Origin of the sequence: Paenibacillus sp. FSL K6-1318, assembly GCF_037976905.1 — a bacterium.
GTDB classification, from domain to species: domain Bacteria; phylum Bacillota; class Bacilli; order Paenibacillales; family Paenibacillaceae; genus Paenibacillus; species Paenibacillus amylolyticus_A.
On sequence record NZ_CP150270.1, the window covers coordinates 3,458,136 to 3,484,065 of the forward strand.

The window sequence follows — 25,930 nt, forward strand, 5'->3', positions numbered from 1 at the left end:
ATACGAAATGGACTTCAGGTTAAAACAGATATGGGTATCCTTAGTTTTGGTTTAGACTTAGCTGTTAAATCCTAACGACGAATATAGGAGCGATAATATTACAATCCTATATGAAGATTAGGATTTTTTGTTTTTAGCTTTGGAGCACAATTTGAAGGTTGGAGGCTGGCTTTACCATGGACAATTGGTTCAAACTTAAAGAACGAGGCACGAGCATTTCCACAGAAATTATCGCAGGGGTTACAACATTCTTCACAATGGTATACATAGTTATCGTAAACCCAGGAATACTCAGCAGTACGGGCATGGACTTTAACGGAGTATTCATAGCAACGGTACTGGCAAGTATTGTGGGAACTCTGATTATGGGGCTATGGTCCAATTATCCGATCGTCATCGCACCGGGTATGGGTCTGAATGCATTCTTTGCCTATAGTGTAGTTGCCGGATATGGCGTGTCTTGGCAGGTTGCACTGGGAGCTGTATTTATAGCAGGTATTTTGTTTATTATTTTATCGCTTACTTCATTCCGTTACATGTTGCTTGATGCAATTCCCGCAAGTCTAAAACATGCAATAACAGCAGGGATCGGATTGTTTATTACAACGGTAGGTCTGCAAAATGCCGGCATTATTGCCGATTCAGAATCGAATTTGATTACGATCGGGAACTTGGCAGAGCCAATGACTTATCTGACCATTATCGGATTGATTATCACCGTTGTGCTGATGGCTTATAATGTGAAAGGTTACCTGTTCATCGGCATGGTCGTTACAGCGATACTTGCCTGGATCATGGGACTATTCCAAATGCCGGAATCGATTGTATCCATGCCGCAAGGCCTCGCGTCAACGGCTCTGCAACTGGATCTCGCAGGCGTATTCTCGAATGGCTTGTATACGATCATATTTACGTTCCTGCTGATCACGCTGTTTGATACGACGGGCACGATGCTCGGCGTTGCTGAACAAGCAGGATTGCTGAAGGAAGGTAAATTTCCACGCTCGCGTGGCGCACTATTGGCAGATGCCGTAGGAACAACCAGCGGTGCTTTGCTCGGAACAAGCCCAACATCGGCTTACATCGAATCCAGCACAGGGGTAGCTGCAGGGGGTAGAACGGGACTGACGGCGGTAACGGTAAGTGTGCTGCTTGCGCTGACGTTGTTCTTCACACCGATCGTAAGTGTAATTTCAAGCATTCCGGCGATTACTTCTCCGGCACTGATCATTGTTGGGTACTTCATGATTAACGTTATCAGCAAAATTAAATGGGATGATCTTGAAGAAGCATTTCCGGCCTTCCTGATTATTATCCTTACTCCGTTGACGCATAGTATTGCGACAGGTATCGGCGTAGGCTTCATCTTCTATCCGGTACTCAAGCTGCTTCGTGGAAAAGGTAAAGATGTTCATCCCATATTCTATATTTTTGCGGTATTGTTCTTCATTCAGCTTGTATTCCTGGACCACTAAGAAGAAACGGCCATTTCATAAAGAGAACTGCTCTAAGAAGCAGTTCTCTTTTTTTTGCAGTTCATACTCCGTTCATATTCCCGTCACGAAGGGTACATCTTCCATGGTTACACTATACCTATGTCGCAAGAGCGGCTCTACAGATATAAAGACAGGAGAAGATGGATGTGGCAAAAACAGTAGATATAACAACAACGGGGACTAAGGGCCGTAAAAAACGGAACTTATGGTTAAAAATAATGGGTGGTATTGTCGGCGCGCTGGTGCTATTCATGGGCATTACGTTTGTCGTTCATACCATCAGTAATGGGATCGAGAAAAAGAAAATTGAATCGTATGGCCAATATGTCAACGTTGATGGGAAAAATATGAATGTGTCCATTCAAGGCAGCGGGGAACAAACCATTGTGCTTTTGCCTGGACAAGGAACCCCGTCACCCGTACTTGATTTCAAATTGTTAATTGATGAATTAACTTCTGATTATAAAGTTGTGGCGATCGAGCCTTTCGGTTATGGATTAAGTGACGAAACCGAGACGGAGAGAACAACGGAGAATATCGTCAGCGAAATTCATGAAGCTGTACAGCAGCTCGGAATTGACCGTTATATTCTGATGGGGCATTCCATCACGGGACTATACGCGGCGACTTATGTGAACACGTATCCGGATGAAGTTTCTGCATTTGTCGGAATCGATAGCAGTGTTCCAAATCAACCCGGCATGGATGTTAAATTACCTTTAAACTTAATGAAGTTCCTTCAAAAATCAGGTCTAATGAGAGTGCTTCAAAAAGTGAGCGGAGATTCCTATAAATCACTTGCATACGATGAACATACCAAAGAACAGATGAAGTTGATCGCGAATCAAGTCTCGACGAATCCGACACTGATCGATGAGCTTAAACACCTGGGTTCCAATTTCAAAAATGGAGAAAAACTCACTTATCCTCGTGATCTGCCGATGCTTCTCTTTGTACAATCCAATAACGAACACAATCCACAGTGGATTCCACTACATGAAGATCTAGTGAAACAATCGGCACAGGGCAAAATGATCCCAATGGAGGGATCGCATTACCTGCATCATACGAAATTCAAAGAAATCGCCGAGGAATTCAAATCTTACATGAAACAAATTCAACCGAATCGTAATTAATTTTAATAAAAAATATAGAAAAACGAGTCACCACAAGGTGACCCGTTTTTTTGTTTACTGCGACAAGCCTTCTGTTACTTTGTCGATGTTCCATTTGACCATGGTGATGTATGTGTCTCCGTCTTCGCCTTTTTTGGCGAGGGAGTCTGTGAAGATTTTTGAGTGAATAGGGGCGCCTGTCTCAGTAGATACCGTCTCCATCGTTTTGGGATTAACGCTGGTTTCTACAAACAGAGCTGGAATCTGGTTTGTTCTGATAATATCAATAATTCGGTTCATCTGATCAGGCGTACCTTGGCTATCCGTATTGATTTCCCAAATATATGCCGCTTCAAAGCCGTAAGCCTTGGAGAAATACTTGAATGCACCTTCACTTGTTACCAGAATCCGCTTATCCGCGGGAACTTTGGCAATTTGATCTTTGGCATACTGATCGGCTTCCTCTAATTTGGTAACATAGGCAGCTTGGTTGTCCAAATAATACTGCTCATTTTCCGGATCTTTCTCAATGATACGCTTCGTAATGATGTCCACATATTTAATTCCGTTTTGAATGTCCAGCCAAGCGTGTGGATCTTCCTGCGTTTCTTTGCCTGCTTCGCTAAGATACATCGGTGTTACTTCTTCCGAAACTACGAACGCAGCGTCCGTTTTGTTAGTAACCTTCAGGAGATCCTGGAACCAGCCTTTTCCCGTTTCAAGGTTAAGTCCGTTATAGAAGACCAGATCGGCCTCTGATATTTTCTTAGTATCTTGTGGCAAAGGGTCATACATGTGCGGATCGGTTCCAATGGGAACCATGCTGTATACTTCGGCTTTGTCACCTGCAACATTCTCTACCATATCCGCAATAACGGAATATGTAGCTACAATCTTTAATTTATCCTCTGGAGTGGTCGATGCCTCCGTGCTATTGGATGTTGTATCGGAACACGCAGATAGAATAACCATAAGGGCAATAAAAACACCAATCATTTGTTTTTTCATTGTGCTTTCAATCCTTTCTTAAAAAAGTTGTTTTTCGGAGACAGAATAAACGAAATGGCGAAACCACTCACACCAACAAGCACAATCGTTGCACTCGTCGGCAGGTTGAATTCGAAACTAAGTATTACGCCAACGACTCCGGATACTGCTCCGTAGATCGAAGCAAAGATGATCATGTGAAGCAATTTGTTAGTCCATAGATAGGAGGTCGCTGCCGGTATAACAAGCATCGCAATGACCAGTACAATCCCCACTTGGGACAGGGAAGAGACGGTAACGACAGAGAGCAGAAGCATGAGCAAATAATGATAAAAGTTGGTGTTCAATCCATACGCTTTGGACACGACCGGATCGAACGAACTGATCAACAACTCCTTGTAGAACAAGGATACGACAGCGATTACGGCAAGCATGATGATAAAGGACTGCGCCAATTCTGACTGCGGAACCGCCAAAATGTTACCGAACAGAATATGTGTTAAATCCAGACCACTTTTCGCAAACGTAATGAGAACGATGCCTAATGCGAAGAATGAGCTCAAAACAATGCCGATGGACGTATCGCTTTTAATCGTGCTGCGGTTGGTGATAAATTGAATCAGAATCGCTGCAATGAGTCCGAACACTGACGCGCCGAGCAGTACGTTGATTCCCAAGATGTAGGATATGGCTACTCCAGGCAAAACAGCGTGTGACAACGCATCACCCATCAACGACATTTTCCGAAGCACGATGAAGCTGCCGAGTACCCCTGATACAATCCCCAATATTATCGCAGATAGACCTGCGTTCAGTGCATACACCGGAATATCAAGCCACGTTGACAACATGTTAATCATTCTGAACATCTCCCAACCCTTTAATCTGGATATTACCTAGAGATGATCCATATGCGGCTTGTATGTTCTCTGTTGTAAACGTGCTAGATACGTCTCCAAAAGCAACCAGTTTTTTGTTGAGAATGATGATCTTGTCAAAATACTCTTCAACCTCATGCAAGTCATGGTGAACAATTAAGATTGTTTTTCCTTGCTCCCGAAGATTCTTCAGCAGATCCACGATGATTCTTTCGCTCACGAGGTCAATACCTACAAAGGGTTCATCCAGAAAGAAGATATCTGCCTGCTGGGCAAGCGCCCTTGCAATGAATACCCGTTGCAGTTGTCCCCCGGAGAGGTTGCTGATTTGTTTGTTCGCCAGATCAGCGATATCCACCAGTTCCATACAGTGGTCCACGTAGGCTTTTTCTTTTTTTCCCGGTCTTTGAAAAAGCTTCAGCTTAGGGTACGTTCCTGTCAGGATCGTGTCCCGTACCGTGATGGGAAAAGTCAGATCAACATCGCTTTTCTGTGGTACATATGCGATGTTCTTTTTTTCCTGAGCAATCGCGGTGCCGTTAACGGTAACGTTACCCGTGCGTTTCTTGATGACGCCCAATAAAGATTTGATGAACGTCGATTTTCCCGCTCCATTAGGTCCAATAATGCCGATCGTGAATCCGAGTGGAATATCGATATCTACATTTTGAAGCGCAGGATTACCAAAGTAATCCACATTCAGTTGACTGATTTGTATCATGGTTCTTCGCCCCTTCAAACGTTGACTCTATTAAAATATATTTCCTTAGTATAAAAAACATTCGCAAGCGCTAGTTTGTTTCCTCAGGGAAACTTTATTTCCTTAATCAATATATTATTGAGTCGGGCTTTTTGTCAACCATAAAATATTTTGTGAAGACAACGATTGAATCACAACACACGGCTTTTACGGCACAACAAAAACCCTTCTATAATTTCTTGGAAAAGAAGAGAAGGGCTGATGCTGATCATTTATGATGTGTTACTCCAGCTAAACAAAGAGTTTGTTCCAGTCGATCCAGATCCACGGAGAAGTCTTCCAATCCCGAAAAACGGTCCTGTGTCGTCCCGTCCTCTTGCCCATACATCATATAATAATCAAGTTTGTTATGGTTGCTGATCATCCAATACGTAGGTACTACATGCCGGATATGATAAATTTCGATCACTAGGGTTCCTTTACTGCAGAAAGCAAGATTGGCCAATCCCGCTCCGTGTGGTGACACGATTGCTTGTGCAGAAGCAAAGAGCTGAACTTGCTGGGCTACGGTCCAATCCTCCAGGCAAACAGGAATAAACCCGTACGTCTCCAAATGCTGGATGACTTCATCCTCATTAGTTATTCGTCGAGCAGAGGCTTTGCTTCGAGATATGAAAATACGAACAGGAGAACGGAGTGTTGTGTCGCGCGTGGGTAACATAAACGTCCGAAGGATAGCTGTTGTCCAAGGTGGATAATGGGAATTCATCATTAGGGAAGGCACGACCAATCGATCGGCCTGAAACTCCCAATCATCTCTAGTACAAATCACGGTTGATTTCGATACGCCAAACATAGATAACGTTTCTTTCACAAAAGATCCATGAGGATTTGGATTCATGATAAGGGATTCAAAAGGAACATTTAGCATTCGAAGCATACCCAATCGAGGTAGAACATCATATAACCAATGAAAATAATTATGACTCCCGCAAAAAGTCAGAACCGCAGCAGTCCCATGGAAATGATGATGTTCCTGTGCCTTCCTCCGATGCAAGGCGGGGTGTTCTTCCAGTGTCATCATTCTGTTTTGTCGTCCATCGTATTCCGGGGAAAGGTCGAAGATCAGTTTTCCGTCGGAAGTCAGGATAGCGCCTGATGTTCCCCAAACACGTCCATTCGAAATATATGCAACATACCCACCTTGGGGATGAAGGGTATAGGGCATCAAATAACGGTGAATCTCCGTTTCAAGGGTATTCGGAATCTTGAATTCAGCGGCTCCGCCAAAATCAAAAGGGGCAATCCTTTCTTCGCCGCCGGGGGAAACGGAAGCGATCCAATCCATAATGTCTCTATAAAAACCGAACTTATTTGGACTCTCGTCTGTCGATTTAGCGTTACTGCACATATCATTCACTCTTTGTCCCTCCATGACCCTTGTTACTATGATGCTAATTTATGCAAACAGTACTTAAAAGGGACGAAGATGGGAAAATAGGTTTCAAACTTGGTGACGTATTTTTTTTAATACCATTTGTGAAATTACTGTACCAAATGTTCCAGATCCGGCTGCAATTTGTTCCGCAGAACATATAGCATGATGGCACCAACGAGGAACGCGACGGCATCAGCAATAACAAGTGACCAGATCACTCCATGAAAGCCGTTCGTTTGATTAGCGATATACAATACAGGAATTAGCGTAATTCCTTGAATGATGGACATTATAAACGCGGCGGTTCCTTGGGCTGTTGCTTGGAAGATCCCCATAAACAAAGACGTCATTCCTGTAATGAACAAGGATAAAAAGGTTACATGAAGAATGTAGCTACCCATTTCAATTAATTGTGGGTCAGTCGTAAATAAACCAATCAAGTGGTCCGAAATCAGGTAGACGATAACCCCGAACACGACGGCTAACGCCAAAATAGCTTTGATCGTGAATCCAATGGTTTGCTTCATGCGTAATTTGTTTGCTGTGAATGAGAAGGCAATCAACGGCACAACTCCTTCGCACAAGCCCATCAGAATAAACTCGGGAAATTGCAATAAACGTGATGAAATTCCATATCCCGCTATAGCCTGATCGCCATATTCGGCCAGAAAAAGGTTAAGAATAAGCGACATTGCACCCAAGAAGACACTCATTACAAAGACGGGAACTCCAATTTTGAATACGTTGCTCAGAATGTCCTTGGAAACCTTGAACCATTTTAGAGAGACGGTTAAGAATTGACTCTTATAACTCATATGGAAAGCGTAGAATGCACTCGCAACCAAGTTAGAGATGACCGTAGCAGATGCAACTCCGATCACGCCCCAATGAAAGACAAAAATGAATATCGCATCAAGAATAATATTAATAGCAACACTGAGAATCATACCGATCATCGACGTGATTGCTGAACCTTCTGAGCGCACGATATTCTCCAGCGTGAAAAATAAAATGACAAATGGTGAACCAATAAGCATAACCGTGACATAGTCTTTCGTAAATCCGAAGGACTCAGGCGTTGCCCCCAGCCCATGAACGATTGGCTCGATCAATGGGAGGCCCACGGCAATCACGATAAGTCCCAGAACTAAACTACTGTAAAAGGCAAATGAGGATACATGTTTCAGATCATCAGCTTTTTTCTCACCCAACAGACGAGAGATGAATGTACCGCTGCCGATGCCAATTAAGTTGCCAAGCGCCATAATGACCGCGAATAACGGCAACGTTAGTGCGAGTGCGGTTAACATTGCTGTATTCCCCAGTGTGCCAAGGAAATAGGCATTCAAAATGGAGTAAATTACACTCATTGAGGTGCCTAGCATCATTGGAACAGCAAAGTGAGCTACGGCTTTGGCGATCGGTGCTTTTTCAAAATAATGGAGGTTTTCTGCATCCATGTGGGTCACTACTTTCTTCGTTAATATTGATCCAATCTAACACCGTTAGATTGAACCTTACAGTGTTAGATGTTATCATGAAGCTATGAACCTGTAAAGCATAAACTTACACTGTTAGATAAAAGGGCGGATACCAATGAAAAAACAGCAGCCTCAGATTTCAGAAGATAAGATTTTGGAAACTTCGTGGGAGCTTTTGGCGGAAGAGGGCATCGAGAAATTCAGCATGAGACGATTGGCCGACAAGCTGGGGATTCAGGCTCCATCTCTATACTGGTACTTTAAAAGCAAGCAGACACTCTACCAACGGCTGGCCAACCAGATATCGAAAATTATTTTGGACGAGTTTCAGTCTGAAGGGGACTGGAAGGAACAGATGGAGGGGCTTGCGATCACCGTAAGGAGCGTGCTCAGCCGATACCCGTGTTCCACACAACTCATGATGATGACGCTGCCCCACGAGCCGGACATGATCCGGTTCACCAACCGCATGTTGCTCTGTATGGAATCGACGCCACTAGAGCAAGAGCAGAAATTACAGGCCGTTCTCACGCTTGTGAACTATGTATTCTATTTCGTTCTCGACGATTATCAGCATCAGCGCAATATTTCTGCTGTTCTTAAGGACCAGGAAGCACTTCAGGGTGAAGAGATGATCAGCCTTCTGGACTCTATGAGTGAGAAGGAAGCTGGACTATTCAGCAGGATGTATAAGAATGGTCTGTTTGAGGTGATGGGAACCGACGGAGCGTTTGAGTTCGGCTTGAAGCTGATTCTGTTGGGGATCGAACAAGTGATAAAGGAACAAGAGAAGTAGAAGCTCATCCAATTTGAATGAATTTTATTATCCCCTCAAGGTAGATAGTGAAAAAGAGATGATTTTAGAATGATCTCTACACTGAAAACCCGAAGGGGATTTTTGTTATACGAGGAGGACAGCTGGCTTTCGAAAGCAGTGTTCGAAAACAAATATCATGTCATGGGTAAGAAAATAGTCCCACAGAGTACGCTTACATATCATAGTCTTTGCACAAAAAATCAATATATTTTAGATGGCATGACGTTATGATCCATTGACGACAAAGAAAAATAAGGAAAACTTCCTATAAAGAAGGAGGTATACATCAGCGATATAATAAAAGGAAACTTGTTCAACTATTCTATTGATGTGGGGAGATTTTTTCAGTGAAGAAAGTGGCTAGTTTATTAGTGATTGGTTGCATGTTTACAGCATTGTTTATGACATTTTCTGTTTATGCGGCCGGAAGTTCAAACATCTATTATGTTGCTTCAACGGGTAGTGATACGAATGCAGGCACCAAAAATGCACCATTTAAAAGTATAACAAGAGCACAGTCAGCAGCATCTTCTGGAGATACAGTATACATTCGCGGAGGAGTGTACGACGATTTTGAGATCGCAAGAATCGACAACACTTATAATTACGTACATGATATAACAAAGAGCGGGATCACTTATGAAGCATATCCTGGAGAAAGACCGGTATTTGATTTTAAAAACGTACCAACGAATCTGCGCGTAGCAGCATTTTTTGTGGGGGATAAAGTAACCGACATTACATTCAAAGGATTTGATGTAATAGGTATCAAAGTAGGCGATCAAGCGCAATCGGAAGCTTTCAGAATTAGAGGACAAGCTGATTTTGTACATATGGCTGCTCATGATAATGAAGCTATTGGTTTCTACTATACTGGAAATGGAACAGGAACCGTTCTGAATTCAGATGCGTATAACAACATCGGCCCAACGCCACTATCTGCAGGAAATATTGATGGATTCGGTGCTCATGGAGGGGACGTCTCATTCATTAACTCCCGTGCATGGAATAATAGCGATGATGGATTCGACAGTATCAGCTCTAAAGGGACTGTAATATATGACCATTGCTGGTCGTTTAACCATCGTGGCAACCAGGATGGGGTCGGCGACAAAAATGGATTCAAAGTCGGGGGCTATGCCTATAGAACAAGCGGGTTCCCAGATACACTACCTGTTCACACGGTTAAGTATTCTCTTGCTGTGAATAATGGAGCGAATGGCTTTTATGCCAATCATCAACCTGGACAATCAGCTACCTGGACGAACAACACAGCCTACAATAACAGTAGAGCAAATTTTGATATGCTGGAGCGTGTTAGTCTAACGGACATAACGAATATTCCAGGGTACAGAGAAGTATTACATAATAACATTGCGTTTACGGGTCGGGCAATCGTTAATGATAACAATTTGCCGGTGAATGTAACTAATAATTCGTGGACGATTAACGGAGGGCTTGATATCACAGCTGATGATTTTGTGAGTCTGGATACAACTCAACTATCAGCGCCACGAAAATCGGACGGTACTTTGCCTGATGTTTCATTCATGCTTCCTGTATCTTCGAGTCCTCTTAGTCAATACAACTTAGGCTATCTTGCTGACTAATCATTTGTGTGTTGAAACCGCTGGTCTTGATAAAAGATCGGCGGTTTTTTGATGTTTTGAACCAGTATAATCTGATCCGAATTGTGGTCGGAGATCTCTGACTGTAGAACAGTACACAACAATGGGACATATTCACAAGTTCGGTTCTTGCTCTTCAACTCAGCTATTCACTGAATTTGGAGTCAACAAAAGTACTATTACATCCATTATCAATCGCTTGGTAGAACGACAATTGGTTGAGAGAAACAATGATCCAAATGATCGTAGAACAATCGATCTGTCCCTGACTGATGATGGAAAAGACCTTTTTCTCAGGCTTGATTGAAAACTTCGAGAACTTGTCCAACCTGTCATTTATACGCTAATCAAGAGAAAGTGAAGTGCACCCCTAGAATTTCATCGGATAAACCCGTTGTTGATTCCAATGTCTATTCTGAGGGGTGCACTTCTTTATTATCCTAATTTTCTGAATCGATTAAATCGCAGGAACTTAGGCAGTGGAATATGGTAAGATTTCAGCCCAAAGTACATCAGCATGCCTGACAAGGTGATTAATCCGCCTACGAATTGAAAAGCAGAGATGGTTTCTCCCAACAGTAGATAAGCCAGCATAATGGCCAAAACAGGTTCACCGATAATACCTACAGAAACCGTTGTTGCACCAATGGATTTGAGCAGCAGATTGAAAATGTATTGACCAAAAATGGTGGGGATGATTGCAAGTAGAAGGAAGTACATCCAATCGGATGATTCGTAATTGGTCAAAGAAAGGTTATTCCATAAACTGTAGACCAGCAGGACACTTCCGCCAATAATAAAGACAACAACACTGTAAATATTCGCGTCGATTTTCCCACTCACTTTCTGTCCAACCAGCATATATGCCGACACCAGTATGGTTCCTATCAGGGACAGACCGTCTCCGATCAGAGCCTCTCTCGAAACGCCTATATCACCCCAGGCGATAATCACCGAACCGAACAGAGCGGTAATCAAACATAGAACAGTAGGTATACTCGCTCTTTCCTTAAACATAACGTATGACCCGATCATCACAAACAAAGGTTGCAACGCCAGAATGACCATGGAACTAGCCACCGAGGTATACACCAGTGATTCCATCCAAAACAAAAAATATAGACCAAGCAGCAGGCCAGCCAGAAAAACTGCGCTCCAATCCTTTGAACTCATTTTTAAGAAACGAATCGTCTTCCAAGGGATAAAAGGGAGCATAATAATAGCTGATATATAAAGTCTGTACATACCGGCTATAGCGGTCGGAGTATCCGAAGATTTGATCATGATTGAAGAGACGGATACCGACAAAATGGCGATAAAAAGCAATACATAAGGATGAAAAAGCAGGGACAATTTATTATCTTTCACATATAAGCCTCCAAAGTTCTTATCCGGTCGTCTGTGCACAGGCTATTGTGATAAGTCAAAGATTTGATATAATAATATCATTATTTTTGTGAATTTCGTGCAATTAAATCGCTGTATAATATAGATATATCGTCAAAGAAAGGAACGTCATAGCATAGTGAAGCAACTTTATGAGAATATTCTGTATTCCGATCTTTCCTTTCCCTATATCATGTACACACATACACGTCATACAAGTATCCCCGCAGGCAGAGGGTTCAACGATCTGCATTGGCACGAAGATCTACAGATCACATTAGTCACAAAAGGGAAACTGGTTATGCAGATTAATGGAATTGATCATACATTGGAAACGGGTCAGGCGATCTTGATCAACAAGAGAATTCTTCATATCACAACAGAGCTGACGCAAGATGGTCAATATGTTAGTTTCAATTTTCCCGAAAAGCTATTAGCCTTTCATGTAGACAGTGCAATGGAAAAAAATTATGTATTGCCGTATACAAATTCTTCTTTGGTTTCGCTTGTGATTAAAAAAGATTCGGAGTGGGAAACGCAGATATTAGACATGCTTTGGGAAATGAGGGAGACGTTTAATGCAGAGAAAAAATGGGGATGGGAATATGAAATTTCAATTAAAACGGTACAACTATGGTTTGTATTAATATCCCATATTTCAATTCCTTCCGGAGAAACCCCAAGAAGCGAGAAGCGTCAGCAGGAAAGACTACAGTTAATGCTCAGCTTCATCCATCAAAATTACGCTCATCCGGTCACGCTTCGTGAGATTGCTGATGTAGCACATTTGAGCATTTCAGAGTGTACCCGATGTTTTAAGAAAACGGCTCATATGACCCCATACGAGTACTTGATCAAATACCGAATCAAGAAAAGCAAAGATCTCTTATTATCGACGAATGATACAGTAACCGAGATCGCCGAGAAAGTAGGCTTTAATCACGTGAACCACTTTATCCAGTCTTTCAAAAAGCACGAAGAAAAAACACCGAAAGAGTTTCGTAAGTCTAGAATTGAGTGATACTGAAATAACAGAGGTAATAAAAAACGCCGGTGACCTTAAAATAGGTGACTGGCGTTTTCATATTAGCTTTTCGGCATTTTGCTCTCATCCATATACAACAGGTTCCAGCGGTGACCGTCCAGGTCGGCAAATCCTGCACCATACATCCAGCCATCCGTTTCACTTGGCTTGTCAAAGATGGTTCCTCCGGCAATCTCTACTTTTTGAACAAATGCATCAACTTCTTCTCTGCTGTCAGCGCCAATGGAAAATATGACTTCTGCGCTATGAGAAGTATCTGCGATTTTGGCACCTGTAAATTTCTCAAACGTTGACTCCGGAAAAAGCAGAATCGTTGTTGAGCCTATGACAAGCTGGGCTCTTTCGTTACCAACATTCTCCCCATGGAATCCAATCGCATTGAAAAAGGTAGTGGATTTCACAACATCTTTCACTGGTAGGTTCATCCAGATTTTTTGTGACATAGCTGCAGCCTCCTAGTATATACTTTCAACTACGTTTACTATACTCTACTTCTAGCAGGGTTTGAACCCTCGGAGTGTTCTCTATATAATAACCATAACGCTTACCTAACTTACCTAAGTGAGGGATAATTTGAAAGGATGGCGATGGTGGATGAGCGAACCTTGGGCTGCTTCAATGAGTGGTGTTCCGTGGGATGAGGAAAAAATGAAGAACGCTATCACGCAATTGCGAAACCGCGCTACGATAAGTTTTGTTGTTGGGCTGGACGAGGTGCATGATCTACGTCAACTGGATGAACTTGTGTTTGCCAAACGCCCGGATCTGATACTATCTGTATCAAACACTGATGCAAAGGCGCGTTATACCGAAGAATTTCTGGAGATGCTCGCCACATTAAAGCATGTCACCGCTTTGCAGCTGGATCTCAAGCAACCACAAGACCTGAATATACTCGGTGCGATGCAAAGGATGACATTTCTCACCATTCGCTCGCCCAAAATTCAAAACTTGGATTTCATACGAAACTTTAAAACCTTAGACTATCTCGCACTTAGTGGGAAATTCGCTGATCTCTCCCCAATCGAGGACTGTATTCGCCTGCGTACCCTTGTCCTAAACTGTGCCACTGATCAGCTTGATTTTGTAGTGGACCTGCCGTTCATCGAGTATTTGGCTATCGATCAATGTACATTGAATGGTTCGCTTGAGGTGCTGGCTGAATCAAATATCCATATGCTGAGATTATCCTCAGTCCGTAATCTGACCCATATTGATGCACTGGGGGCTCTGCATAATCTAGTCTATCTGCATCTGTCATTACCTAAGATCGAGCGGTTGTGCGACTTTTCAGGTATGAACAATCTCCGTCAGCTAGAATTGGATTTCATGAAATCATTACAGGAGATCGATAACCTGTGGACTGCGTATCAATTAGAGGTACTGGTCTTGAAAGAGATACATAAGGGGATCAAGGCGGAAGCCTTCGAACGTTTGACCCAAATGCAAAGTCTTCGCCAGGTGGATTTCCGTTATATCGATCACAGTAAAGGACGTATTGCGGCCATGCGTAAACGAATGATGGATGCAGGAAAAGAACACCTTCTCTATGAGAATATTGCGGAGGAAGAACGCATTCGTTCCACAGGTCTTGTACATCTGTCAAAAATCCTAATGTAAATAGGACATAACTACATGAAGCATAGTTGAGAAATTAACCAAAAGAGCAATCTCCAATGAGGTTGCTCTTTTAGTCATGGCTTATTTTGCCTAACGATGTATACGCAGTTTCTTCCTCCGGCTAAAAGGTATTCTCCCCGTTCAATATGAACATTATCGCCTAGAACCGTTTTGAATAAATGTAATTCATTCTTGCATAGTCCGGTACATACCGCAGCTGCTTCACAGATGGGGCAATGCTTCTCAATGAGTAGGAGACTGCCATCATCCTGCTCCTTAACCTCGGCCATATAACCTTCATTGGTACGAATCTCAGCCAATTTCTCCAATCTCTCTCTAACATTTGATGCATCGCCAAGATGCTGAAGATATTGTTCCTGCATATTTTTATTTCGAACATCCAGCAGCTTGTCCAGCCCTTCATGACCAAAAGCTTCTTTCATCGAATTGATGAGGCTGACGGATAAATCCGAATATCCACTTGGGAAAAAACGATTAGCCGCAGGAGTTAATATCCATAGCTTGGTAGGTCGACCCATGGGACGTGCCTCTTCAATAGTGGTAACCAATCCTTCTTCTTTTAGCGCATTCAGATGTTGCCGAATCGCCATTCCGGATAACGAAAACTGAGAGGAGAGTGCGACAACATCCATTCCCCCGCGCTCCTTTAAGAGATCAATGATCGCTCTCCGGGTACTGGTCGAGGCATCCTTTTTGGTTTGATTTACGCTCATGGTGCACCTCCTTTTGAAGCTACTTAATTTACATCACTCTCTACATTTTAAACAAAAATGTTGACAAAGTCAAAGTCGAACTGTAGCTTAGACATTATAAACAAAAATGTTTACTAAGTATCCGGATACGATGTATACATACCAATTTTCTTGGAGGTCACATTTCATGTCGTCTAATCATCAAAGTATTTTCAGCCCGCGTTATTTTGCACTGTCCATAGGAATTATTTTGTCAGTGATGGCCGTTGGATTCGAAGGTCTATCTGTCACCACCATTGCTCCTTCGATTGCTGGAGACTTGAACGGCCTTAGCCTGTTCGGGTGGATATTCAGTACGTATCTGCTTGCGCAGATTATCGGGACGCTGGTCGTCGGTCGAATCATTGATAAAAGAGGACCTGCAGCACCGTTCACTTTTGCACTTCTGTTGTTTATTGTAGGGCTGATCGCTGCCGCAACCGCAGGCGACATGTATACCATGATAGGATCACGGGCCCTGCAGGGTTTGGGTGCCGGAGCTATGATGACTTGTGTGTATACGGCTATATCCTTAAGTTACCCGGATGAGTTACGTGCCAAAATACTTGGAGCATTTGGTACAGCCTATGTTCTTCCGTCCATGCTTGGTCCATATGTAGCCGGTCTTATCGCAGATCAGTGGTCCTGGCGCTTTGTTTTCTGGGGGATCCTACCCGTGCTGGTGGTTTCAGCATTGCTTAGTTTACCTGCCTTTAGGAAATTGAAAGTGGAGAAGACGGGAGGAGATAGCGGATCTTCATCCACTTGGATGGCGTTACTCTTAACGTTAGGTACAGGGATTTTCTTGGTTGGTCTAAGTATGCTTCCGAGCATTATGGGATTTGTTTTAGTCGTGATTGGCCTAGTATTGATGTTATTTCCGCTCCGTAAATTGCTACCGAAAGGAACACTTACGTTGCGAAGAGGTATGCCAGCGATTCTGGCAACACGCGGGTTGTTCTTCGCTGCCTATACCAGCACACAGAACTTCTTGGTATTAGCTCTAATTGATGTGAAAGGAATTACACCTTCTCAGGCCGGATTAATTGTAGCGAGTGCTGCATTAAGTTGGTGTATCATTGCGTATCTGCAAGGACGGTGGGATGCGGCAGATCAGGGCCGTGGACGTCATATGAGAATTATGCTGGGGGTAGGGCTGCTTGCAATAGGGATTGCGATCGTATTTTGGGTACCTGTTGTGACCGTTACCATTGCAGTCATTGGTCAGATCATTGCAGGAGTCGGTATTGGATTGGCACATCCGATTAGCGGTGTTGTCGCATTTTCCCAAACGGGGGAGGAAGGCGTGGGCCAGACTTCGGCCAATCTGCAATTTGCAGATTCGTTTACACCGGGGGTAGTTATCGGTATTGGTGGTTCGATCCTTGTCGTGTGTCAGGCAGGTGGGATGTCACTTCAATCGGGCTTAATTGTAGCCATGGGTTTCCATCTCTTATTGATCGTCACGAGTATCATTGCCAGCACTCGGATCTCACCACGCGGATGATTAAGAAAGTGGGTGTACAGACCATTGTTCACTGAAGATCCGAATAAACTATTTACAGCATATCGTATCATCGGAACGAAATGGACCATCCATATTTTATGCACTCTTTCTCAGGGTCCGAAGAAATTCGGTGAAATTAGCGAAAGCATTCCTTCCATTTCTGAAATGATCCTCTCCAGACGTTTGAAGGGTCTTCAACATGATCATTTGGTCAAAAGAACAACACTGACACGCCCTACACAAATCATTTATGAACTTACACCAAAAGGCGTTGCTCTTGCTACATTCATCCCCTGTCTAATGGAATGGGATACCAAATTTCAAAATAATAGCCCCCGGGAGGAATGAAGATGATCATTGAGGTCAGTAATACAGCATCGGACAAAATCGTCGAGATCTTATCAAGTGCGGACACCCAAAATGCCTTCCTTAGAGTAGGCGTTGATGAAGGGGGATGCAGTGGTTTATCTTATACCCTTATCGTGGACGAACAGCAGTCAGAAGAAGACATTGTGTTAACTAAAAAGCAATTCAGAATATTGGTTCATACCAGTAGTATTCCATATATTGATGGCCTTGAAATTGACTATGAAGAGAGCGGAATGTTAGGCGGATTCACCATGAATAATCCAAATGCCAAAGTTTCGTGTGGATGCGGGGCCAGTTTCAGAATGGCCAATTATCGCGGCGAAGTGAAAAAATGTGATTAAACGGAAGGAAGGAGTGCAGAGCAATGATTTCATTTGTAATATCTGATCAAGCGATCCATTCATTTCAGAATGAATGGGATTTGGAAGAAGGCCAATATGTAAGGATATACGCAAAATATGTCGGAGGAGGCTCAGATGCTTTTACGGTTGGCATAAATGCGAGTGCTACACCGATTGATCCCGCATTGGTTCAATCGATTGGAGGATTTCATTTCTTTGTTGAAAAAACAGATGCCTGGATCTTGCAGGACGAACTTCTCCAAATTGACTGTAATGAAAACGGCATATTTTCAAGCAAAATCTCCTATTAAAGATAGGGTCATAATCTAGACCACGATTCTACTTTTTAAACATTTAACTTTACAAAGTAGAACAGTTCATGTATATTCAGGGTGTTAAAAGGTTTAATTTACCATAATAACCATCATATTACGGAGGTGTAGAAGACAAACAACAATCAGATTGGGATATTTGATGCTCAGTACAGGGCGCCTACAATTGGCATTATGCTGGTTCTGGCAACCGTAGCTTTCGAAGGACTGGCTATCACAACGATTGCCGCCAAAATGGCACAAAGTTTAGAGGGCATTCATTTATACGGTTGGATCTTCAGTGCATTTTTGTTATCTCAGCTTATTGGAACCTTGGTTATGGGTCAGCAGATTGACAAGCGCGGTGTTTTTACATCCATGCTGATATCTTTTAGTGTTTTTGTGTTAGGAACTGTGGTCTCCGCTATCTCTTTCGATATGCACATGCTTATTGCCGGAAGAGCCCTTCAAGGTTTTGGAGCGGGGGCCCTGATCACATGCGTTTATAGCTGTGTGACGTTACATTATCCAGATACACTTCGTACTCAAATCCTGGCCGCATTCTCCATGGCATTTGTCCTGCCTACCTTAATCGGACCTTATGCAGCAGGCCTGATTGCTTCCTACATCTCGTGGCGATATGTTTTCTGGATCGTTTTACCCTTGATTGGAATAGCGCTCAGTCTCACATTCCGTTCTTTCCGTAATTTGCAGCTTCAGCAAGATCTGACAGGTCCAGCGCGAGCAACCGACTCGAAGATTATGTATGCGATTCTGCTTGCTGTTGGAACGGGGCTGTTACTCACAGGACTTGGTATGATAACTGATTGGAAAGGTATAGTACTCACTTTGGGTGGGTTAGTCGTTATGATTCAACCCATGCGTAGATTGCTGCCTGTTGGCACTTTTTCGGTAAAAAAAGGATTGCCTGCAACTTTGGTGTCCAGAGGGCTATATGTTGCTTGTTATTTTACAACAGAAAGTTTCGTGATCTTGGCACTAACCGAAGTGAAGGGGTTATCAGCTGATCTTGCTGGCCTCATTGTAGCAGCAGGTTCTCTGAGCTGGTCCGCCGCAGCGTGGTTGCAAGCCAAGCTTGATGCGCGAGATCAAGGTCGTGCCCGAAAGGGCAGGGTCATGACCGGCATTGGTATTATGATCGTTGGAACTGTACTCGTGATCCTGGCTCTTATTTTGACGGACGGGGGGATTATACTTATCCTTCTCTCACAAATGATTACAGGATTCGGTGTTGGTTTGGCCAACCCTACAACGGCAGCCATTGCTTTACAACATGCCTTGCCCAGAAAAGAGGGAGAAATGTCCGCGAATCTGCAATTTGTGGATTCCTTCTATATGGGCGTAAGCATTGGCGTTGGTGGCGCCCTGATTGCCTTGTCCGAAACTTTACAGTGGGGCATATCGACAGGTGTTTTGATCGTGTTAACACTGCAATTACTATGGGTCTTGTTAAGTTTCTTGGCTTCACTACGTATTACCAAACTCGTTCATCAAGAACATCATCCAATCAGCCAGGTGAAAGACAACATATCCATGTAACGGATGACTACCGCGTCGCTAAATACATCACGAAGAACGGGGGGACTAATTGCATTGGGAGGTAGTTAAGATGGCACGTGTATTAGTAGTCATTACTCCAGCTGAAGGACATGTGAATCCGTCGTTAGGATTAGTTACTCAGTTGATGAACAATGGTGAGGAAGTCGTCTATGTGTGCACGGAGGAGTACCGTTCCCGAATTGAACAGACCGGTGCCCAGATCATTACCTATCCGTTTCCACAAGATGCCTTCTCTCATGATCCGGTGTTGAAACCCCAGGAGTATAAACATTCTTATCAGTTCATTTATATGATGGTGAACGGCATCATTCGGAGAATTATCCCCAATGTGCTACGAGTGATAGAGAATCAAAAGTTTGACTATATAATCTTTGATTCCCTGATGGGATGGGGAGGAACTATTCTCGCAGAAAAACTGGGAATTCCCGCGGTGTGTTCGATTGCATCCTTTGCTTTTGTAGAGCCTCTCGGATCTGGCGAAGACCTGAAGGAGACAGAGACGAAGGAGCTATATGAGGCTACGATGAAGATCACAACGGAGTTAGCCGAAGAGTTTCAAGTGAGTATTCCAGCCATCGAAGAGATTCCGGCACATGCTGGTCAGTTAAAGCTCGTGTACACCAGCCGTTATTTTCAGCCGCAGGCAGAAAAGCTGGATGATCGTTTTATTTTCACGGGTCCTTCGATCATAACACGTCAAGATGCTCCGACCTTCTCATTCGAGCTGCTTCGTGAACGGTACCCACAAACCGTATACATTGCAATGGGTACGATCTTAAATAAAAACTTGGATTTCTATCAACTTTGCTTTGAAGCTTTAGGGGATCTCCCCGTGAATGTTGTTCTATCTTCTGGGAAATACACGGACATGGAGCCGCTGGCGGAACAAATCCCTACTAATTTTATCGTCAAGCCCTACATCGCCCAGTTGGACATGTTACAGCATACCGATGTCTTTATTACACATGCTGGAATGAACAGCACGAGTGAGGCTTTATATTACAATGTTCCGATGGTAATGATTCCGTTAACATCGGATCAGCCTCTTGTCGCCAATCGGGTACAGGAGTTGGGAGCCGGTATTACTTTAAATAAACATAACCTCAGTGCAAATATTTTGAGAGAAGCGTTAAAAGAAGTACTACACAATTCGCAATATAAACGGCAGGCTTACCTCATCGGTGAATCTTTACGCCAGGCTGGCGGTTACAAGCGAGCTGCTGAAATGATTATGAGTCATATGGGTTCAGGAGGAGTACTTAATTAATTTGGATAAAGCAGCCAGCTTCATTTAAGCATTGAAAATAGACGATCCTGTTCATTCAGGGTCGTCTATTTTCTAATGTTGAATGATCTTCTGTGAACTTATAACCAAGTTGTACGAAATAGATAATGCCTGTGATCCATGATCAGTGAGTCTAGTTCGTCACCTCGGCCTTTTTAATTGGTAGTAATCGATTTGTTGCGAATACGACCATTACAACCAGAAGAGCTGTTATCCCGATCAAAAGTTGGATATTGCCTAAAGGATACAAAAAACTCCCAATTAGTGGAGCAGTAGCCATACCAAGATAACGAACAAAGTTATAGACACCCATTGCCGTAGCACGCTCTTCAACAAACTCTGAGGACAAGAGGGTTGGCATCACAGGTGTTGCAAGTCCCATAACAAATCCAGTAAGCATCAGAGAGATAAGCAAACCAATTAGAGAATAATCTGCAGCAAAAATAAAAATCACAAGACTCAAAATGGTCATTATACCGGCCCAGAAGAGTGTTCGAACTGACCCTATTCGGGTTTGTAAACTTCCACTCATTTTACTTCCAACAAGATTGAATATCATGAGGGCAAGGGAGAAAAATCCAATACTTGCGGCACCTAAAGCATACTTCGTTTGTAATATTGTAGGTAGAAATACGATGAATGTGTAAAAGACATCATACATGATGAAACCGCTCAAAAGAACTACAACGCCGGTTTTATTTCCTAGAATTTTTCCAAATGCTTTTAAACCTAGTCTTGTTCCTGTTGGTTTTATGTTGACCGGTTTTGTCTCAGGTAATATAAATGTGGCTGCTATCAGGATGAGAAGAGCACTGACTGCTGCAAAACCAAAAGTACCCGTGTAACCGAATTGACTACCGATAATGCCTCCGATGAGCGGACCAACTGCTGGTGAAATTCCAAGAATCATCTGATATGTAGCCATACTTTCGGCACGCTCTTTACCCTCAAAAACATCTCCGATCATTGTAGCAGCTACTAATGGAACAGATGATGCACCTATTCCTTGAATCACTCGAAAAATGAGGAGCATTTCTATTGAACCTGAAAACATACATCCAATAGTAGCAATTACATAAATAATTATACCCGGGACTAGGATTTTCTTACGTCCATTACGATCAACAATGGGGCCAAGTATGATTTGCATGGTTGCCATGGCCACAGTGAATAAAGTAACCGTTAGATTTACTAGATGTAATGACGTATTTAGGTCTTGTTGCAGATCAGGTAGCAAAGGAATGTACAGGCTTTGAGCAAGTGATACAATAGCGGCAGAAATTCCCAAGATGAAGAGCAATCGTTGTTTGTTCATAAAACACCTCCAAATTATATTGACTGACAGTCAGTCATATTGTATATTGAGCTTATAACATTGACTGACAGTTAGTCAAGTTGTACATTTAAACTAATATAAAGGAGTGACAAAGGAGATCTGACAATGACACGAGTAAGCAAGAATCCCCAGGAACGAAAAAATGAAATACTGACTGTAGCTATGGAATTATTCAACTCGAAGGGCTACGAAGATACATCCGTCAGTGAAATCGTAAGAAAAGTTGGTGTTTCACAGGGAACTTTCTACAATTATTTTCAATCCAAAGAAGATGTACTTCATGCTGCTTGTGAACGAACATTATCATCTCGTTTGGAAGCAATACATCATTTAATTGAAAATGACGAGCTCAACGCGAGAGAAAAACTCATTCGTATTTTTATGGATGCAACCCCTGACGAACATGATGAGGATGTATTTGAATATCTTCATAAGGAAAGTAACAGTACTTTGCATCAAAAATGGATTGTAATCGAAATTAATGCATTGATTCCCTATATCAAAAAAATCGTTCAGCAGGGGGCAGAAGAGGGAGAGTTTCTTGCTCAACAACCTGAGCTTAAAGCAGAGTTCCTTTTGGTAGGTGCTGCATTTTGGCTTGATCGCGGTGTGTTTACCTGGAATGAACAAGAATATCTGGAGAGAAAGAATGCTTTGAACGGGATCATTGATCAGCTACTTGCTGTTAATAAGCAATGATTTGCATAGCTTAAACAGACTACGGGAAGAAGGAATACAAGAATGACTGCATTAACAAAAGATTTTAATGAGGTTTTACATGGCCGTCGTACGATAAAGAAATACGATCCACATTTTAAAATTAGTCGGGAAGAAATTATTGAAATGCTCGAAGATGCTGCTTTGGCACCGTCAGCATTTAATTTACAGCCTTGGCGATTTGTTGTTATTGAAAGTGACCAAGGTAAGGAAGACCTGCTCGAAATTGCGCCTTTCAACTTTTCACAAATTAATACTTCGTCAGCGGTTATCGCCGTCTTTGGTGATCTGAATTTTGTTGACAGCGCAGAAGAAATTTATAAGGAAACCGCTGATCTTGGCTATATAACGCAGGAAATTAAAGATAAGATGCTGGCTATGGTTGTACCCATGTATAATCAATTTTCGATGGATAAGAAAAAAGAATCTGTGTTGCTGGATGGCGGACTTGTCTCTATGCAGTTTATGCTTACGGCATATGCTCACGGTTATGCGACAAATCCAATGTCTGGCTTTAATAAAGAGAAGATTGCAGCAGTATTGGGATTAGATCCAGAGCGATATGTTCCAATACTGCTCATTTCAATCGGCAAGGCAGCTTCAGATGCGCGCCCACCTGTTCGTCTTCCGATCAGCCAAATTACAGAGTGGAAATAACGGAATTTTTACTACGAAAAAATGCCTCGACTATAGTACCAATGAAAGTCGCTATTTTAGCGGCTTTTTTTGTTTTAATAGTCTCAAGACTTGACCTACAGTCAACTCTATGTCTTATACTCCGAATAGGCTTGAAAATTATATAGAGAATTGGAGATTTATTTAACATGACGAAGAGCACGAATTGGAGTGTTTTTGGACTGGCCATACTACTTGGTTTATTTTCTACATTAGGTCCATTTACGATTGATATGTATTTACCGGCTTTTCCGGAGATTGCTCAAAATATGAATACAACGGCATCACTTGTACAATTTAGTCTTACTGCTTGTTTATTAGGACTAGGTGTAGGACAACTTGTTATGGGTCCTTTGAGTGACGCGTACGGTAGACGTAGACCATTGTTGATCTGCATGGCAGCCTATATTATTTGTTCCTTGGCATGTGCTTTTGCTCCGAATATCGGACTATTGATTTTGTTTCGTTTCACACAAGGATTTGCGGCTTCAGCGGGAATTGTCATTTCCCGTGCGATAGCTAGAGATCTGTACAGTGGACATGAACTCACCAAATTTTTCTCTTTGCTTTTACTTGTAGGGAATTTGGGGCCTTTGGCAGCACCGATTGCGGGAAGTGGGGTTCTTTCATTCACGACATGGATTGGCGTGTTTATCTGCCTTTCATTCCTGGGGATTTTCTTATTAATCATGACAAAGTGGAGTTTAAAAGAAACACACCCCGTAGAAAAACGTATGGTTCCCGACTTCAAACAACAATTGGGGAATTACAGAATGCTTCTGCGTGACCGTAAGTTTGTAGGCTACATGCTGGCACAGGGAATCATGACGGCAGGGGTCTTTGCTTATGTGGCCGGAACTCCATTTATTTATCAAAATATATATGGCGTTACACCCACTGTATTTGCCATATTGTTTGCTTCAAACGGAATCAGCTTAATTATCGGATCTCAAATCGTGGGTCGATTGGCAAAACGCATACCTGAGCAGACCCTTCTATTATCTGGTCTATGGCTTGCTATAATAGCAAGTGTGGCTGCTTTGGTGGTAACTCTGGCTCATGGTCCACTTTTCGCTTTGGTCATTCCATTGTTCTTCTTTGTTTGCTCGATCGGCATTACGTCTACAGCGGCATTCCCACTTGCTATGGAGAGTCAAGCCAAGATGGCCGGAAGTGCAGCAGCACTGCTCGGAGTCGTTCCTTTTCTTCTGGGTGCATTGGTTGCGCCTCTGGTCGGTATCGCGGGTGAGGACACTGCCGTCCCGTTAGGACTCACTTTATTAATGACCAGTATCATTGCGATTGTTACTTATTTCATACTCGTTAAAAACGTCCCGCAGCATACACCTAATCATGCCCAATCTAATGCTGACTTTTAAATAGAAGGAACAGCTCGCCATGCCTTGGCGTGAGACATCAATATGATCCCATCATAAGTCGCTAACATAGCGGCTTTTTTGGGTTTAAGGGCAGAATAAGTTTAATCTCTCTTGTACAGCATTCAGGACGTCTTCCGGAATCTCCTTCACCTTGATATCTTCTCCTAGAAAAAGTAACCAATTGGTGACTTCGGTTAATTCTTCTAAGTTATGAACATTCACAAATGTCTTTAAGAGGGCAGTAGTTTGGTACGGATTCGTATAGGCAATTGTAAACTTTAAAGGATGGTATTTTTTGAATTGAGCAATCGCCTTTGGACCAAGTTCCAGGACAAGATTAATAACTTCTTCCTGTGTACTTAGCTGGTCAATAATCTTTTTAGGACTCAACCTTTTTTTCGTCGGGTATACTTCTACATCGGTGAGGTTGTCGACAGATACAATGCGTCTCTTTTCTTCCTCTAAGTCATAACCTTCAATGATCCAATGGCCTTTTTGATGATGAAGGTGCAAGAGAACAATGGGATAGGACTTTGTTTCCTTCTCTTCTTGGACAGTAACTAACAAATCATTTTCTAAGAGAAGAATTTGGATGAGTTTTTCCAAGGTAGGATGGGGCAGGTCTGACAGATCAAGCAAGTCTGGATTATGAGGATTGGTCCCTTCAAAAAGCAATATTTGATTCAAATGCACCAGTTCATCCTGCTGATTTTCTGAAATAAGGCCCAATAACTTTTCAGCTAAAGATTGACGGCTCTTCAGATAAGGAAGCTGTTGATTTCTTGTCGCCATAAAGGCAATGAATAGCGCTTTGATTTCATTATCCGTAAACCGGACCGTAGGCAGGAGGGAGTTGTTCATCACAAAATAACCGCCATCCCGTCCAACTTCAGCGACAAGTGGCATTCCCATGGCTTCAATTTCTCTGATATCTCGAATGGCTGTCGAACGAGAAATATTAAATTCTCGCATAATTTCAGAAATGGTAAAGTGGGCACGGTTATTGATATACCGCTTGATGACATTAATGCGTTCAACTTTTTTCATGGGGCCCCCTAAACAGTATCATATTCTGACATGATTTAA

General features: G+C 42.7%; 25 protein-coding genes. 15 read left to right on the plus strand and 10 right to left on the minus strand.

The window, feature by feature from the left end; translation table 11 throughout:
* Positions 1-176: 176 nt before the first annotated feature.
* Together NYE45_RS15250 and NYE45_RS15255 are read left to right on the plus strand one after the other, a co-directional pair.
* Positions 177-1,475 (plus strand): NCS2 family permease, encoded by a 1,299-nt coding sequence (locus tag NYE45_RS15250; RefSeq protein ID WP_264926441.1) that lies wholly within the window; start codon positions 177-179, stop codon positions 1,473-1,475.
* A 161-nt stretch (positions 1,476-1,636) separates the two neighbouring features.
* Entirely contained in the window at positions 1,637-2,632 is a 996-nt protein-coding gene (locus tag NYE45_RS15255) for an alpha/beta hydrolase (RefSeq protein WP_340012963.1), read from the plus strand.
* A gap of 54 nt (positions 2,633-2,686) precedes the next feature.
* Here NYE45_RS15255 and NYE45_RS15260 read toward each other — a convergent pair whose 3' ends face one another.
* The 5 genes from NYE45_RS15260 to NYE45_RS15280 all read right to left on the minus strand — a co-directional run bounded on the left by NYE45_RS15260 (position 2,687) and on the right by NYE45_RS15280 (position 8,074).
* Positions 2,687-3,619, minus strand: coding sequence for a metal ABC transporter substrate-binding protein (locus NYE45_RS15260; RefSeq protein WP_062834561.1), 933 nt, complete (start codon positions 3,617-3,619; stop codon positions 2,687-2,689).
* Positions 3,616-4,449, minus strand: coding sequence for a metal ABC transporter permease (locus NYE45_RS15265; RefSeq protein WP_062836048.1), 834 nt, complete (start codon positions 4,447-4,449; stop codon positions 3,616-3,618). Before NYE45_RS15265 ends, NYE45_RS15260 begins: the two co-directional genes overlap by 4 nt.
* Before the next feature lies 1 nt (position 4,450).
* Positions 4,451-5,197, minus strand: a complete 747-nt coding sequence (locus NYE45_RS15270) for a metal ABC transporter ATP-binding protein (protein ID WP_062834562.1) — start codon at positions 5,195-5,197, stop codon at positions 4,451-4,453.
* A gap of 247 nt (positions 5,198-5,444) precedes the next feature.
* Positions 5,445-6,587, minus strand: coding sequence for a glycosyltransferase family 61 protein (locus NYE45_RS15275; protein ID WP_340017377.1), 1,143 nt, complete (start codon positions 6,585-6,587; stop codon positions 5,445-5,447).
* 134 nt (positions 6,588-6,721) lie between these two features.
* Positions 6,722-8,074 (minus strand): MATE family efflux transporter, encoded by a 1,353-nt coding sequence (locus NYE45_RS15280; protein WP_340012965.1) that lies wholly within the window; start codon positions 8,072-8,074, stop codon positions 6,722-6,724.
* Between the two features lie 136 nt (positions 8,075-8,210).
* Between NYE45_RS15280 and NYE45_RS15285 the strand changes: the two genes are divergently transcribed.
* Together NYE45_RS15285 and NYE45_RS15290 are read left to right on the plus strand one after the other, a co-directional pair.
* Positions 8,211-8,891, plus strand: a complete 681-nt coding sequence (locus NYE45_RS15285) for a TetR/AcrR family transcriptional regulator C-terminal domain-containing protein (protein ID WP_340012966.1) — start codon at positions 8,211-8,213, stop codon at positions 8,889-8,891.
* 368 nt (positions 8,892-9,259) lie between these two features.
* The gene (locus NYE45_RS15290) at positions 9,260-10,522 is read left to right on the plus strand and encodes a DUF1565 domain-containing protein (protein ID WP_340012968.1); all 1,263 of its coding nucleotides are present in this window, start codon (positions 9,260-9,262) and stop codon (positions 10,520-10,522) included.
* 453 nt (positions 10,523-10,975) lie between these two features.
* Here NYE45_RS15290 and NYE45_RS15295 read toward each other — a convergent pair whose 3' ends face one another.
* Positions 10,976-11,908, minus strand: coding sequence for a DMT family transporter (locus NYE45_RS15295; RefSeq protein WP_340012970.1), 933 nt, complete (start codon positions 11,906-11,908; stop codon positions 10,976-10,978).
* A 154-nt stretch (positions 11,909-12,062) separates the two neighbouring features.
* Here NYE45_RS15295 and NYE45_RS15300 point away from each other — a divergent pair, with 154 nt between their 5' ends.
* Entirely contained in the window at positions 12,063-12,947 is an 885-nt protein-coding gene (locus NYE45_RS15300) for an AraC family transcriptional regulator (RefSeq protein ID WP_340017378.1), read from the plus strand.
* A gap of 65 nt (positions 12,948-13,012) precedes the next feature.
* Here the strand turns inward: NYE45_RS15300 and NYE45_RS15305 are convergent, their stop codons facing one another.
* Positions 13,013-13,414, minus strand: a complete 402-nt coding sequence (locus NYE45_RS15305; protein WP_340012971.1) for a VOC family protein — start codon at positions 13,412-13,414, stop codon at positions 13,013-13,015.
* A 151-nt stretch (positions 13,415-13,565) separates the two neighbouring features.
* On the opposite strand from NYE45_RS15305, the gene NYE45_RS15310 reads away from it, so the two are divergent.
* The gene (locus tag NYE45_RS15310; RefSeq protein WP_340012972.1) at positions 13,566-14,591 is read left to right on the plus strand and encodes a hypothetical protein; all 1,026 of its coding nucleotides are present in this window, start codon (positions 13,566-13,568) and stop codon (positions 14,589-14,591) included.
* A 74-nt stretch (positions 14,592-14,665) separates the two neighbouring features.
* Here the strand turns inward: NYE45_RS15310 and NYE45_RS15315 are convergent, their stop codons facing one another.
* Entirely contained in the window at positions 14,666-15,325 is a 660-nt protein-coding gene (locus NYE45_RS15315) for a metalloregulator ArsR/SmtB family transcription factor (protein ID WP_340012973.1), read from the minus strand.
* A gap of 166 nt (positions 15,326-15,491) precedes the next feature.
* Here NYE45_RS15315 and NYE45_RS15320 point away from each other — a divergent pair, with 166 nt between their 5' ends.
* The 6 genes from NYE45_RS15320 (at position 15,492) to NYE45_RS15345 (ending at position 20,719) form a co-directional block, all read left to right on the plus strand.
* Positions 15,492-16,850 (plus strand): MFS transporter, encoded by a 1,359-nt coding sequence (locus NYE45_RS15320; protein WP_340012974.1) that lies wholly within the window; start codon positions 15,492-15,494, stop codon positions 16,848-16,850.
* A 24-nt stretch (positions 16,851-16,874) separates the two neighbouring features.
* Positions 16,875-17,198 (plus strand): helix-turn-helix domain-containing protein, encoded by a 324-nt coding sequence (locus tag NYE45_RS15325; RefSeq protein ID WP_340012975.1) that lies wholly within the window; start codon positions 16,875-16,877, stop codon positions 17,196-17,198.
* Positions 17,199-17,200: 2 nt separating this feature from the next.
* On the plus strand, positions 17,201-17,560 hold the full coding sequence (locus tag NYE45_RS15330; protein WP_340012976.1) for an iron-sulfur cluster assembly accessory protein: 360 nt from the start codon (positions 17,201-17,203) through the stop codon (positions 17,558-17,560).
* 23 nt (positions 17,561-17,583) lie between these two features.
* The gene (locus NYE45_RS15335) at positions 17,584-17,871 is read left to right on the plus strand and encodes a Fe-S cluster assembly protein HesB (RefSeq protein WP_340012977.1); all 288 of its coding nucleotides are present in this window, start codon (positions 17,584-17,586) and stop codon (positions 17,869-17,871) included.
* A 195-nt stretch (positions 17,872-18,066) separates the two neighbouring features.
* Positions 18,067-19,431, plus strand: a complete 1,365-nt coding sequence (locus NYE45_RS15340; protein ID WP_340012978.1) for an MFS transporter — start codon at positions 18,067-18,069, stop codon at positions 19,429-19,431.
* 70 nt (positions 19,432-19,501) lie between these two features.
* Entirely contained in the window at positions 19,502-20,719 is a 1,218-nt protein-coding gene (locus NYE45_RS15345; protein ID WP_340012979.1) for a macrolide family glycosyltransferase, read from the plus strand.
* 151 nt (positions 20,720-20,870) lie between these two features.
* Here the strand turns inward: NYE45_RS15345 and NYE45_RS15350 are convergent, their stop codons facing one another.
* Positions 20,871-22,052 carry an MFS transporter gene (locus NYE45_RS15350; protein ID WP_340012980.1) on the minus strand — a complete coding sequence of 394 codons (1,182 nt, stop codon included), beginning with the start codon at positions 22,050-22,052 and terminating at the stop codon, positions 20,871-20,873.
* Positions 22,053-22,178: 126 nt separating this feature from the next.
* Between NYE45_RS15350 and NYE45_RS15355 the strand changes: the two genes are divergently transcribed.
* The 3 genes from NYE45_RS15355 (at position 22,179) to NYE45_RS15365 (ending at position 24,844) form a co-directional block, all read left to right on the plus strand.
* Positions 22,179-22,772 carry a TetR/AcrR family transcriptional regulator gene (locus NYE45_RS15355; RefSeq protein ID WP_340012981.1) on the plus strand — a complete coding sequence of 198 codons (594 nt, stop codon included), beginning with the start codon at positions 22,179-22,181 and terminating at the stop codon, positions 22,770-22,772.
* A gap of 42 nt (positions 22,773-22,814) precedes the next feature.
* Positions 22,815-23,447 (plus strand): nitroreductase family protein, encoded by a 633-nt coding sequence (locus NYE45_RS15360; RefSeq protein WP_340012983.1) that lies wholly within the window; start codon positions 22,815-22,817, stop codon positions 23,445-23,447.
* Between the two features lie 167 nt (positions 23,448-23,614).
* A complete protein-coding gene (locus NYE45_RS15365; RefSeq protein ID WP_340012985.1) occupies positions 23,615-24,844 on the plus strand; it encodes a multidrug effflux MFS transporter in 1,230 nt (409 codons plus the stop codon).
* 84 nt (positions 24,845-24,928) lie between these two features.
* Here NYE45_RS15365 and NYE45_RS15370 read toward each other — a convergent pair whose 3' ends face one another.
* A complete protein-coding gene (locus tag NYE45_RS15370; RefSeq protein ID WP_340012986.1) occupies positions 24,929-25,891 on the minus strand; it encodes an HTH domain-containing protein in 963 nt (320 codons plus the stop codon).
* Between the last annotated feature and the right edge of the window lie 39 nt (positions 25,892-25,930).